13 protein-coding genes are annotated in these 13,569 nt (G+C 33.5%); 4 read left to right on the top strand and 9 right to left on the bottom strand.

All coding sequences use genetic code 11. The features are described from left to right. Positions 1–100: 100 nt before the first annotated feature. The gene (gene rlmD / locus K7I92_RS01150; RefSeq protein WP_220281721.1) at positions 101–1,417 is read left to right on the top strand and encodes a 23S rRNA (uracil(1939)-C(5))-methyltransferase RlmD; all 1,317 of its coding nucleotides are present in this window, start codon (positions 101–103) and stop codon (positions 1,415–1,417) included. A 211-nt stretch (positions 1,418–1,628) separates the two neighbouring features. Then, complete coding sequence (locus tag K7I92_RS01155; RefSeq protein ID WP_203245483.1) at positions 1,629–1,982, top strand: MerR family transcriptional regulator; 354 nt, start codon at positions 1,629–1,631, stop codon at positions 1,980–1,982. 156 nt (positions 1,983–2,138) lie between these two features. Here K7I92_RS01155 and K7I92_RS01160 read toward each other — a convergent pair whose 3' ends face one another. Next, a complete protein-coding gene (locus tag K7I92_RS01160; RefSeq protein ID WP_203245482.1) occupies positions 2,139–2,792 on the bottom strand; it encodes a VOC family protein in 654 nt (217 codons plus the stop codon). Between the two features lie 67 nt (positions 2,793–2,859). Then, entirely contained in the window at positions 2,860–3,009 is a 150-nt protein-coding gene (locus K7I92_RS01165) for a hypothetical protein (protein ID WP_203245481.1), read from the bottom strand. A gap of 206 nt (positions 3,010–3,215) precedes the next feature. Between K7I92_RS01165 and K7I92_RS01170 the strand changes: the two genes are divergently transcribed. Next, positions 3,216–3,377: a hypothetical protein gene (locus K7I92_RS01170; protein WP_203244948.1), complete on the top strand. Its 162-nt coding sequence runs from the start codon at positions 3,216–3,218 to the stop codon at positions 3,375–3,377. Between the two features lie 173 nt (positions 3,378–3,550). Here K7I92_RS01170 and K7I92_RS01175 read toward each other — a convergent pair whose 3' ends face one another. From K7I92_RS01175 to K7I92_RS01200, 6 genes are all read right to left on the bottom strand, one after another. Continuing rightward, a complete protein-coding gene (locus tag K7I92_RS01175; RefSeq protein WP_220281722.1) occupies positions 3,551–7,249 on the bottom strand; it encodes a family 20 glycosylhydrolase in 3,699 nt (1,232 codons plus the stop codon). 279 nt (positions 7,250–7,528) lie between these two features. Then, positions 7,529–8,314 (bottom strand): dimethylarginine dimethylaminohydrolase family protein, encoded by a 786-nt coding sequence (locus tag K7I92_RS01180; RefSeq protein ID WP_203245479.1) that lies wholly within the window; start codon positions 8,312–8,314, stop codon positions 7,529–7,531. Then, complete coding sequence (locus K7I92_RS01185; protein WP_220281724.1) at positions 8,308–9,402, bottom strand: alanine racemase; 1,095 nt, start codon at positions 9,400–9,402, stop codon at positions 8,308–8,310. The genes K7I92_RS01180 and K7I92_RS01185 overlap by 7 nt, the downstream gene beginning before the upstream one ends. A 17-nt stretch (positions 9,403–9,419) precedes the next feature. Beyond that, positions 9,420–10,859, bottom strand: coding sequence for an amino acid permease (locus tag K7I92_RS01190; protein WP_220281725.1), 1,440 nt, complete (start codon positions 10,857–10,859; stop codon positions 9,420–9,422). Positions 10,860–10,934: 75 nt separating this feature from the next. Then, complete coding sequence (locus K7I92_RS01195) at positions 10,935–11,717, bottom strand: dimethylarginine dimethylaminohydrolase family protein (RefSeq protein WP_220281726.1); 783 nt, start codon at positions 11,715–11,717, stop codon at positions 10,935–10,937. 156 nt (positions 11,718–11,873) lie between these two features. Then, a complete protein-coding gene (locus K7I92_RS01200; protein ID WP_203245475.1) occupies positions 11,874–12,188 on the bottom strand; it encodes a hypothetical protein in 315 nt (104 codons plus the stop codon). A 77-nt stretch (positions 12,189–12,265) separates the two neighbouring features. On the opposite strand from K7I92_RS01200, the gene K7I92_RS01205 reads away from it, so the two are divergent. Then, positions 12,266–13,039, top strand: a complete 774-nt coding sequence (locus K7I92_RS01205) for a putative RNA methyltransferase (RefSeq protein ID WP_203245474.1) — start codon at positions 12,266–12,268, stop codon at positions 13,037–13,039. Here K7I92_RS01205 and K7I92_RS01210 read toward each other — a convergent pair. After that, positions 13,036–13,470: a helix-turn-helix domain-containing protein gene (locus K7I92_RS01210; RefSeq protein WP_203245473.1), complete on the bottom strand. Its 435-nt coding sequence runs from the start codon at positions 13,468–13,470 to the stop codon at positions 13,036–13,038. The genes K7I92_RS01205 and K7I92_RS01210 overlap by 4 nt on opposite strands. Positions 13,471–13,569: the final 99 nt, after the last annotated feature.

A 13,569-nucleotide genomic window follows, 5' to 3' on the forward strand; every position in this document is an offset into this window, starting at 1 on the left:
AGGAAATTTTATAAATTCAACCAAAATGTGAAAATTATGTGAAATAATCAAAATATACTTTTTTTAAAATGAAAGCACTTTCAAAATGTATACTATTTTTATGAAACTAAAAATCAAAAAAATTGGTATCAATGGCGAGGGTATCGCCTATGACCGGAAAAAACCAATCTTTATTCAAGGCGCATTTCCAGATGAAATCATTGATGCCAAAATTACCCAAAATAAAAATCACTATGCTTACGGTGAGATAAATCAACTTTTGAAAAAGGCTGATTACCGTCGGAAAAGCCCTTCCCCTACCGAAGAAAGACTAGGTCATCCATTCTTTGCGATTAACTACGCGAAACAATTGGACTTCAAAATGAATTTATTAACTGAAGCCCTTTGGAAATACGCCAAAGTTAAAAGCCGTTGGGTCCGCAAAATCAACCCGGCTGAACATGAATTTTCTTATCGTAATCAATGCAAACTACCAGTACAAGAAAGAAATGGTAAATTGGTCTGTGGTTTATTCTTACCGAATTCCAATCACTTCCAAGTGGTGCATAATTTCTTAACGCATACTCCGGAGGTTGAAAGAATTCGTAAGAATTTATTGTCTATTTTAAATAAGCACCACTTCCCCGCTTACTCAAAACAAACTAAAAAAGGCTTGCGTTATTTAATCATTCGTTCAATCGAAGGTCAAAGCCAAGCCACTTTAATTACTGGTAAGGATACTCTATCCGATAATCTTATCAATGATCTAAAGGATATTTCTAATCTAAATTCTCTTTATCAATCTATTAACACCGTAAAACAAAGCAAACAATTCTTCGGCCATACAACGAAGCTTCTTTTTGGAGAAAAGTCTTTAACCATTCCTTTTGAAAGCATTCAATTAAAATTATCCCCTGAAGCTTTCTTTCAGTTGAATACCGGACAAGCAAAAGCTCTTTATCGCTATGCCATTTCAAAGGTTGAACCATGTCATACCCTCGTGGAAGCCTATTGTGGTATTGGTGTCATGAGTTTATTAGCAAGTTCAAAAGCAGAGAATGTTTATGGGATTGAATTAAATCCAACAGCCATTCAAGACGCAAAAAGAAATGCGACTTTAAATCATATTGAGAATTGTTACTTTGAATGTGGTGATGCAACAGACGGTTTGTATAAGATTGCTAAAAAACATTCCATTGATACTTTATTAGTGGATCCGCCTCGCAGTGGATTGGATGATGGTATGTTGGATGCTATTTTAAAAATTCAGCCAGAAAGAATGATTTATATTTCCTGTAACCCGGCAACCTTATCTAAAAACCTTTCTGTTTTAAAAGAAGCTTACCAAATTTTAACCATTCAAGCCTTTGATTTATTTCCCCAAACGCCTCATGTTGAAACGGTAGTATTAATGTCAAGAGTTGCACCCACTAAGTAAATAAAATGTAGAAAATAAAGGCTGAGTGGGAACATATCCATAGGCTAGGGTTGACACTAGGGACTGGATAACAGAAAAAATGCACCCCCAATATGTGGATTTGTTGCAGAAGGAAAGGTACAGTACCGTATGCAGGAGAAAAAATATTAATATAAGTCTTGACCTGTCCATTAGGGACTGGATTATCCTTTAATCAAGGAAGTGTAAAACCATGCTTAGAAATAAAATTCAAAAGAAAACAGGTTTGACTAGAAAAACCATCAAGTGTTATGAAGAGAAAGGTTTGATTCAGCCGCTGAAATTAGAAAATGGCTATCGAGATTATCGTGATGAGGATTTAGTTACACCAAATATAATTTCATTATTTAGAAAAGTAGGGCTTAGTATATCTGAGATAGAAAAGTGTTTATCGTCCAATGGTAACTCGCTTTCTTCTTTACTTAGAAAAAAGCAAAATATAATTGATGATAAAATCGCCCTGATTGAAGCAGAGGAAAGTATTTATGAAAAATTAGAAAATGCCTTTCCTGGATATTTTGGACAACTAATATTTTCTGCCTATTAACCATTTTTAAACGAAACGCTTGATACAAAAGGGCAGAGAGCATTTTATCTAGTACTTTTTTGTATTTATAGATGCTTTTATCAAAAATTGAACAACAAAAAACAGCAAACCATTTTGCTTTACTGTCTCTCAAATTATTATATTCAATTAGACAAATTATAGATTTTTCTTTTTCATAAAATCACTCCCCATATCATATTCAACACCAACTATGCCTTTTTCCTTATCGTCAACAATAATTTCCAGTACATCATCTTGTATCAGTTGTTTCAAAATACTTGCGTTTTTTTCGTCAATTTTAAAAACAATTTTCTTTATTTTCCTTATCCCGTTTGGATGTGTAAAATTCACAGGTTTGGGATCAATGCTGAAATAACTCATCAAAAACGGAAAATCCAATCCTTCAGGAAAAAAACACTTGTATTTCAAAACTCTGTCCTTAGTATCAACTCTTTTGAGATTATTAAATAATACTCCTTTAATTCCATTTTTGTTTAAAAAGGCAACTTCTTCATCCAAATTTCCAAAGTCCTTTTCTATACAGAAACCGCACCAACCTTCATCACAATTGTTCCAATAATAAAATCTTTCCATTTTTTTACTTACACCGAATACCTTACTAAAAAAGATTACTATTTTAGGCATTCCAGTATTTTGCAGAAGTTCAATATAGGCTCCTTCACTAAAGTAAATTAGAGCATTGAATGGATTTTTTTTCCTTCCATACTCTACTTCAAAGCCCTTGTTTCTCCATTCTTCAACTGCTGCTTGCAAGTTGTTTACTTTATATATTATATGTCCGCTTCTCATATTTTCCTCCATAAATTCCAATTAATTTTACTTAACATTTATAATTATACCATATTTCAGCCCGATTTTACAGACCTGATTCTTGTTTCTTTACCTGTGTTAGTTCTCTATTTTCTTGTTGTAATTTCTCTATACACCTTCTAACACTTTCAATTTGTTCAACCTCTTCTCGTATATCTATGATTTGAGAATATAGGCTATCTTTTTCTTTTTTCAAATCCGTTACTTCCGACTTCTATTTGGATATAGTTAAGGTCTTGCCTTCGCCTAAATGAGTAATTTGAAATTTTGTAGGGTGATACCCCATCTTTGAAAAAATATAGGGTATTTTAAATTTCCCTTTGAAAATTTGTAGGGTCTAGTTGTATAAAACTCCTTTTTGGAATGAGATTGAATCTTATTCTGAAAGGAGGTTTTTTATTTATGATTAACGATTCAATTAGTTCTATCATCGCTCTTAAAGATGATGAAGTAGAATACTGTAAAGAGGTAATATCTAAAAAGAATAATAAAGATGTACACACCTTCTATGTACGCTTAGTAAACCACGGAGGTAGATGCCCTTATGATACTAAGTTTAGATAACGGGTATACATCCTACTCACCGGATAAACTAACTAACAAGGTTAAGAAATCAAGTAATCACATAAAAAGGAAATGATAAATACTCTATCATTTCCTTAACTTTAGGTAAAACCCTACGTTTTTTCAAAGGGTTTTCCTACAAAATTTCACAATACTATAATATTTTACTTAGACTAATTATATTTTTTCTTTAATGATACTAAAGCTAAGATTGACAATAATCCTAAAGCCCCAAAACCAAATAGATTAGCTTCATCGCCGGTTTTAACATCTGTTTTTTTATTTGTTTTATTAGCCTTTTTGCCAATATTTTTAGAATCAGTCTTAGGTTGAATTGATGGAACACGAGGAGCAGCTTCAACAGCTTTAACTTCAAAACTTGCTGTTGCTTTACCATCTACTGATAAAATTTTAATAGTATGTTTGCCGGTTTTTAAAGTCTTAGTGAATTCTTTTGATAATACAACAACAGTTGAACCGGCATATGCTTTATAGTGAGATGAATCAATCAATTTACCATCAATAACAACACCTTCGAACTTTTTAAAATCAGCTTCAGATTTAAATCTTGCTTCTTGACCAAGTTGTGGGTTTGTACTTTCAAGCATTGCATAATCAAAATCTTTTTTAACTAATCCAGCAATCGCTTCTTCGATTTCTTTAGCTTGTTTATTTACTTCTTCTTGTTTATCAATTGTTAAATCACGAGCTTTAACTTTATTTAATGCTTCTTCTAATTTCTTTAAACTTGCATCAGTATATGCTTCAAGTTTTTTAGGAATTGAATTGATTACTTTATCAACAACATCATAATTTGCCGGTTTGAATTTCAATGCTTTTGTAGCTTTAATAATTTCTTCAGCGAATTTATTTACTTGTTCTTGATCAGTAATTTTTAATCCTTGTTTAACTGCAGCAACTGCATCTTTTACAGCTTTTACAGTTTCTGGAATATATAATTCTTCTAATTTTTCAGGAATTGCTTTTTTAGCATCTTCAACTACTTTATAATCAGCATCTTTATATTCTAATCCGGCAATAGCTTTCTTTAAACCTTCTACTAATCTATCAAGGCGTTCTTGATCCAAAATAGTGAAGTTACGAGCTTCATTTATAGCATCGTATAATTTTTTAAATTCAGCAAATGATTTTTCTGTATATAAATCTTTGTTCTTATTAGCATTCATTATCTTAGAAGATAATGCATCTAATTTACTAAAATCAGCCGGTTTATATTGAAGTGCTTTAATTGCATCATGGATTTCTCTAGCAAAAGCATCTACTTTTGATTGTTCGCTTTCTTTAAGTCCTCTTTTTACTTTTGCAATTGCGTTTTCAACTCTTTGAATTGATTTATCAGTAAATAAATGTTTGTATGGTTTATGATTTTTTTCATAAGCTGCAATTTCATTATCTACACCAGTATAATCAGCATCTTTTTCACTAGGCACTGGAGTAGTACCACTCTTTTTAAATACATCCGGATTTAATTCAGCAAATGTATCAACCCATTTATTAAAATCGCCAGTATTGTACGATAATCTTGGGAAGTCGTACCAAGCACAAATCATTGAACCTACAGTATCTACTTTTTCACCTGGATTGACATCAAATTTCTTTTTCTTCATTCCATCTAATGCCATACCTAACCAATACCACCAAACACCATTTGTACCTTGTTGTTGCCCACTACCAAGTACATAGTACCATTCATCATTAGTATTTAAGATTTCATGATCTTTTGATTTTAAATAAGTAGTTTTAGCAGGACTATAAGGCCACTTATTGTTGTATTTAAATCCTGGTGTCCAATATGCAATTAAGATGTTTGGATCAAATTGCCCATATTGATCTTTATGATCATAATAAATACCATCATTAAATACCATTGGTCTCATATTATGATCTACTGAATATTTAGCTAATTCATTTAAATAATTAACAAATTTACCATATAAACCTAATTTCATTAAATCGGTAAATCCTTGACAGTTAGAATCATGATTACCATATTCATCTGCCCCAATATTAAAGAATTTGGAGCCTTTAGAAGAGAAATAATCCATATACTTTTTAACAAAAGCTTTTGAGAATTCTAATGCCTCGTCATTAGCCATAGAAATTGTAGTTTCTGATGGATTACCTTTTTCGTCATATGAAGAATCTTTACAATCGTATCTAACATCTGTTAATCCGGCTTTTTCGAGTACTGTTAAGATTGCATCCATATGACCGGGTGTATTAATTAATGGAATAATTTCAATTTTCTTTTGTTTTGCAAAATTAATGATATCATTCATTTCTGATTCAGTTAAATACTTATCAGCATTTTGAGTATAAGATGCTCCTTTAGTGGACATATATCTTTTATTACCAGCTGTAATATAAGATTTAATATCATCACTGGCATACGTTTTCCCATTTACTTTAATTTCCATGTTATCTAAGGCAAATCTTAACCCATTGTTACCTAAGATTAATTGTAAGTGTGTATAACCTTTATCACTTGCACGTGTAATAATATCTTTAACTTGTGTTGGAGTAAAATATTTACGCCCTGAATCAATTGAAATAACTTTCATTGTGTCTTTAACAGACATTGTTCTTTTCATTTTAGTTCCCGGTGTAGGTGTAGACGGTTTTGTTTCAAACACATTTTTATTATTTTCAACAAAAATGTCCATATATTTAAATAGCTTACTTTCATCATAAGTCATTTGAGGTTCATCACACCATAAACAAATCATTGACCCAATTGTAGAAATGTTTGTAGTATCATTATTACCATTTCTTACATGATCAAACTTAAATGATTTCATTTTTTCGGTTGAAGCTTGATTTGGATCTTTATTTGGTGCCGGGAATGCATGATAAGCTCCTCCACAATGTGGACTTTCTTTTAATTCACGCCCTAAAACATAATACCATCTTTCATTAGTATTAATTATTTTATGCCCTTTATTTGCAATAGTGCTAGGTGAAGTATATTTAGGACCACCCCAGCTACGTCCACCGCTTGACCAATAGAACACATTAATTCTTGGGTCAATCTTAGCATCAGTACGATCATTATAATACATACCATCATTAAAAACATAAGCTTGCATATCATGATTGATAATTTTTTCAGCCAAGTCGTTAATTAACGATACTAATTTATTGTACTTATTGTTATTTACAACATAACCATAACCACCTTCATTAGTACCAACTGCATCATTACCGATTTCATCAGCACCAAAGTTAAAATCTTTAATCCCTTGTTTTTGGAAATAATCTAAATATTTGTTTAAAAAAGCTTTTAAAAAATCATTAGCTTTTTCATTTTCAAAATCCATAGTTGTTTTAGAAAACGTTTTAGTTCCCCACTTACTTGCAGCGAAACGAACTTCTCCTAAATCTCCCATTTCTTGCATTACAGTAACAATTGTATCCATATGACCAGGCATATTCATACCAGGGATAATTGTAATATTATTATCCTTGGCATGTTTGATAATATCGTTCATTTCAGTTTCTGTTAATACGTTATCTGCATCAGGAATATTGCCTGCATTTTTAGATATCATGTAATTCTTATTACCTTTTTTAATAGCGGCATTAATCTTATCAGTAGTGTATTTTTTTGAACCAATTTGCAAATCAATATTATTTAAAGTAAATCTTAAACCATCATTTCCTAATAATAAGTGTAAATGAGTAAAACCTTTTTTATGCGCATGAGTAATAATATTTTTAATACTATCTGCACTGAAATACTTACGTCCTGCATCAATTGAAATAATTTTGTGTTTCTTACTATAATCAGGTTGATTAGGTGCGGCATTAACTTTTAAAGGACTTGCCATCCCTATAACCATCATAGCAGTCATAAACGAAGAAAAAACAATTTTTTTGAATTTTTTAAATCTATTATTCGACACCATTTTCTTGTATAGACTAATATTTTAGTCTTCTCCTCCTTTAAATTATTTTAACTCTGAATACAATAAGCGAAACGCTTACATTCGCGGATTATATCATGGAAAATAATTGTTTACAATAGCACTTCATATATAATCATTGTACTAATAATCTATTTCAAAATCGGCAATTATCAAATCAAGTGCAACCATTGACGACAATATTTTTTCTTATGATAGATTGTAAAATTACTTTTCGAAACGCAAGGATAAGCAAGTCAAACTACCATCGATTTTCTTAAATTCATCGGTGTTCACTACTTTAACTGGGTAACCTAAGGATTCGATATATTCTTTCGTTTTTGGAAAACCATCAGGAACCATCACCGTTCCATTGATGTATAAGCTGTTGATTGCGTAAAGTTCTTCTTTCGGCACAACAAAACGATTGAATTTTGCGAAAGCTTCTTCGTTATTCATTTTTTCACTTAATAACATATTCCCGTTCTCTAAGTAAATCACAAAATCCTTCAAATGTAAGCCTTCAGTTACAGGAACACTCGTTACATCATAACCATATTTCTGTACAATTTCACGGAATTGTCTTACCCCTTCAAGATTTGTTCTCTCGGAGAGACCTACATAAAAATGACCATCCACAAACATAACATCCCCACCCTCCATTGTTCCTGGTGATTGGATGTCATAAATCTCATCTTCTTTGTAGAATTGACGGATTGCCGGTAAGATTTCGTCTTTTTCTCCATTTCTAGTTTCACGTGGAGAATTCGTAATGACCGCAAAGTCTTTCATGACCACAGCCGGATCTTCCACAAAGCAAGAATCTGGATATTGTTCCAAAGCTTCTAAAACAAGAACAGAAACACCTAATTCTTCAAGTGTTTTGACATAAGACTCATGTTGACGCAAAGCATCTTCATAAATAGGTGATTCTTCGCTAAACATACCTGTAGCAATACCTTCTATCATAGCTTTACAAGGTTTTCTAACGATAGCATTTGTGAATCTTAACATAATATTTCTCCTACAAACTCTTTTTCAACATATGTTGACTGACATAACATCAACAAATTCTCATACATGATGTGGAATTTTACCACATCACCAACTTGGTATTTTTTCTCGCAATTGGTGATATCAAGGATGGTGTGATCACTGCTACCGCCAATAACTTCTAAGTGCGAATCAAGCGGTTGTAAATGATGACAATCGCCTAAATCTTGTCTGCCTACCGCAATTAAAGCGCGTATGTGATTTCCTTTATCGATATAAACTTTTTTATTACCGAATGCATCGACACCGATTTCTCCAATTGGGTGACTAGGTTTTTCACGAACCTCGATGATTTCTGCTTTTAATACAAACGCTTCTTGTTCCGATTCAAACATCTTGTAACCGAAGCATTCGTCTAAATCGCTCACGAATAAACCATCTCCAATACGTAATTGCGTAATGCCTTCAGGCATCAAGCCTTTTGCGACAAGAGGAAAACTGGTGGTTGCTCCTCCGGAGACTACTTCTAACTTACGATGAATAAGTTGATTAATTTTCTCGGCACGTTCACACAACTCTTCCATTTTTTCTCTAGTAGGAATAATGGAGCCATAGCAACCTAAATTGACACCAATACCCAAAAGATAGAGAGAATTACATTCTTCTTCTACCATTTTAGCGGCTTCCAACAAGTCTTCTTCTTTGAAGAATCCTTCGCGCAAGTCACCTAAATCAGTCATTAAGATAACTTTGTGAACTTTCTTTTGGGATGTCGCCTCTTGGTTTAAGGCTCTTAAAACTTCTAACGAAGAATTCAAACTAATATCTGCCCATTGCACTACTTCCCTTAATTCACTCAGCATCGGTATCCGCAATGCGCAAGTTTCAATGCGCGCATCTTTCTCTTTAATTGTTTTTAATTGTGGTAAACGAGAGGAAGATAGCAAGGTATACCCTGCCTTTATCAAAACATCAATAATTTCTTCATTTCCATTGACAGCTTTAACCACGCCCATAATACGGATATTTTTCTCCGTTGCTATTCGCAAGACATTTTTTGCGTTTTGAAAAAGTTTCCGGCGATCAATAACTAACTTTGGATATCCCATATACTTTTCTCTTTTATCTACATAGTAGCTAAGTTGATGGTTCCGTTGAAGATGAGAATCAAACTAACAATCGCTAGCAATACAACAGCAACAGCCAAAACCTTTTCCTTGTTGGATAAGAACTCTTTGTGATTTTCTTTTCTTGCGAAGTAGTAAAGAAGAATACATGGAGCGAATAATAAAGCGGTAATAATGACGTAATTCCAACCTGTAGAGTACATCAAGTAAGACATAGCGATAGTAGAAATAACACCCAATAAAGCATTTAGTTTAAATCCACCATCAGCCTTCATCGCTTCTTTGACCATTGTTAAGCTTACAAAGAAGTAAGGAACCAACATCGTACTGGAAGCGAAGAGAGCCATTACATTATAAATCGATTCATTAACAATAATTGTTACAAAGAAAATTTGTTGAATAACCGTCGAAATCAAGAGCGAATTAATAGGTTGTCCATTTTTATTTTCAACAGCTAAGAATTTCGGCATGATTTCATGTTGAGCGGCAACATCTAAAATCTCACCTGCGAACATACAGCAACCAAACCAACATCCAGCAGCCGATAAAATGATACCTACGCTCATAAGGATTCCGCCCCACTTACCAACGGCAGCTTCCAAAATACTTCCTAAAACAGGAACACCCAAATCAGCCACTTGTTTTTGTGACAAAATGCCAAAGGATAAAACAGTGACTAACAAGTAAATAGCAGCGATAACAATATAAGCAACAACAAGCGCTTTTGCTGCCTCGGATTTATTCTTAGCACGTGCGGAGTAAATCAAAGCTCCTTCAATACCAACATAAACCCAGATCGTGGAAGCCATCGCAACAGAAATTTGTCCACCTACCGAAGAAGGCAACCCTTCTGAAGCGAAAGCGTTTACCCAAAGATTTGTTTGGAATACATCGACTTTAAATGCCAACAATAACGCCACTACGAAGATAACGATAGGAACCATCTTAGCAATCCAAATAATTAAATTTACAAAGGAAGCACTTTCTGCCCCTTTCGAGCAAATGAAGTAGAATACCCACAAAAGGAAAGAAAGCAATAATAGTGAAGGAATATTATTTCCGCCCGCAAAAATCGGAATGAAATATCCCAAAGAACTTACAGCCAATACTCCTAAGGAGATATTACCTACAACGATAGATAACCAATAACCAATACAAGATAAGAAACCAACAAACTTTCCGAAACCTTGTTCTGGGAAAGAAAAGATTCCTGCATCTTGATCCGGATAACGATCACGCAAATACTTCAAACAATAAACGAAAATCGCAAACGCAATACTCGCAATAATTAATGCGACTAAAGCAGGACCGGGAGCGACAGAACGTGATAAATCACGAGGTAAGTTAAAGATACCGGCACCCACAACTGTTGTAACGGTGAGCGCCACTAAACCTAACAAGCTAATGCCTTGTTGTTTTGAATCTGTACTTTTTGACATAAAAATTCTCCAATTATTAATTTTAAAAAAGAACCCAAGGAGAATATCCTTCCCTCTTGGATTCTTACCAATATGCTAGAAGCGCAAAGAGAGACAGGATAATCCGCCATCAATCTTACGATATTCAGAAGTATCAACAAGAATGACTTTGTAACCTAAGTGTTCAACAGCTTCCTTAATCTTTGGATAGCCTGCCGGAACAATAACGGTTCCATTTACCCAAATACAATTTGCCGCATAAGCTTCTTCTTCTGGTACAACAATCTTGTTAAAAGTCGCAAAGAGCGGATTATCGATGAATTCACCAGAAATCAATAAATTATTATCTTCAAGATAGTTAACACCTGTCTTTAAATGTAACATTTCATGAACAGGGACTTGAATGACCGTTTTACCATATTTCTCCAAGATTTCTTTCATTTGGCGGAAGCCTTCGTCATTTGTACGAGCAGTCTTTCCGATGAAGAAAGTATCGCCAACCATCATAATATCACCAGGTTCTACTGTACCGGGAGCTGTAATCTCATGTAAAGTAGTTCCATAGAAGCTAGACAACATCTTACGAAAATCTTCTAATTGTGTTTCATCACGACGCGTATCTGCTCCTGGGCGAGAGATAATTGCGCACTTGTCCGTACAGAGTGCTGTATCTTCCATAAAACAAGAATCCGGGAAATTATTATTTGGAGGTAAAACGTTTACTTTTACCCCGCACTTTGCTAACGCTTCTACATAGTGTTCGTGTTGCACAAGAGCTTTCTCATAGATTGGTTGTCCCAATGATGGATTTGAAGTGATACCGTCACAAATACCGGTTCCAGGAATACGAACGATGACGTTCTTAAAATGTTTCGACATATTATCCTCCTTTTCTTTCCTGTTGGATTTAATCCATGGTTTTATTATAATCAATTTTTTTTATAAATGTAAACGCTTCATTTTTTAAAAAGAACCCGGTAGATAAATAATTTCAAAATCGTCTTTCAGACTCTTTTCCTACAAAAAAGAAGGAAGCTATTTTCCTTCTTTAATGCCTAATTTTTCTTCCAATAATTCCACTAATTTTTCCTTAGTTTGAATTTGGTCTAAAAGAAACGGCTTGTTTTCAAATGGTTTCTTAAGTATTTCTTCTTCATACACACCATGACCAAATTGTTCATAAGCTGTTTTTAAATCTTTTTTGGCTTGATTAATATCACCCTTGAGCTTTAAAATTTCAGTTTGTTGACTCACATAACCACTGACCACTTCAGCTCCTTTTTTAATGCCTGTACTAATTTGGCTAAAAACTTCATTCACTTGGTCTTCCAGTTTTTTATTTTCATCCATGATAAACTCCTCTTTTCCTTATCTTTATCCTACTCTTTCTGCCATTTTTCTTCAAGCTGTCATGTTATACTGGGGCTATGAAATTGTTATGTCCAATTTGTCAAAAAGTCTTATCACACCAAGGAAAAGACTGGTTTTGTGAAAACAATCATCACTTCGATGAAGCGAAAGAAGGCTATCTTCATGTCTTACCGGGGCAAAGAAAAGACCATGGTGATGAAAAAGCCATGGTAAAAGCCCGCACTGCTTTCTTAGAAAAAGATTATTACTCCTTTTTAAGAGATTACTTAGTTCACTTAACAGAGAAATTTCCTCATCAATCTTTAGCTGATTTTGGTTGTGGTGAAGGCTATTACACCGGAGCTTTTATTGCTGATGAAAAAATAGGCATTGATGCAGCAAAAGTGGCGATTAAACACGCCGCTAAAAAGGATAAATCAACCCAATACCTAGTAGCTAGTTTCTTTCAAAATCTATTAGAAGATAAGTCTCAAGATATTGTTATCACCTGTTTTGCTCCTATTGCTAAAGAACAAATCGAACGTATTTTAAAACCAAAAGGTATTTTTGTTGTTGTTAGCCCGGCTAAAAAACATTTGTGGCAACTAAAAGAAATTCTTTACGATATACCCTACGAAAATAGTCTAAAAGACTTGGATTTAAACCTTAAATTAATCCAAGATGAAACGATGGAAGAAAGGATGAATTTAAATCAAGAAGAACTCCAAGTCCTCTTTCAAATGACACCCTACTATCATCATACCGCTATAGAAGGAAGAAAACGTCTTAGTCAACAAAAAAAGCTAGTCGTTCTAGCTTCTTTCCAAATTCGTATTTATCAAAAGGATTAATCTTGTGGAAGATAATCCTCTTCTTTTTCATGTACCAAATGAGCTTCCTTTTTAAAACTAGGTTGCTTATAAATTTTATTACCAAATAATATTAATTGAATGGCTTGTTGAATAGAAAGTGGTGACTTACGATAGGCAGAAAGTAATTCCATTTCTAAAGCCGTTGGTTTCTCTTTCAATTCAGGACTAAACTCTCTTAAAAAATAAGCCATTGGAATTTGAAAATATTCCATATAACGAAATAGAACTTCAATATCCGGTCTTACCGTTCCATTTTCATAAGCCGATACCGATTGGGCAGACACATTTAGAATTTCTCCCATTTCTTTCTGCGTCAGTCCATTCTCAATACGAACTCGCCTTAATTGACGTAAGAGAGTCTGAATTGCGTTTTCAATCGTTGTACTCATAGATAGTTTTAATATAAACATTTCTTCCTATGGTCGCTAGGAAATAACAGGAATAATAGAGTGAATATAAAATTATTCCATTTATACTAGAGCTATGAATTGAAACATCGGCTTCTTAGT

Origin of the sequence: Bulleidia sp. zg-1013 (assembly GCF_019798045.1) — a bacterium.
GTDB lineage: Bacteria > Bacillota_I > Bacilli_A > Erysipelotrichales > Erysipelotrichaceae > Bulleidia.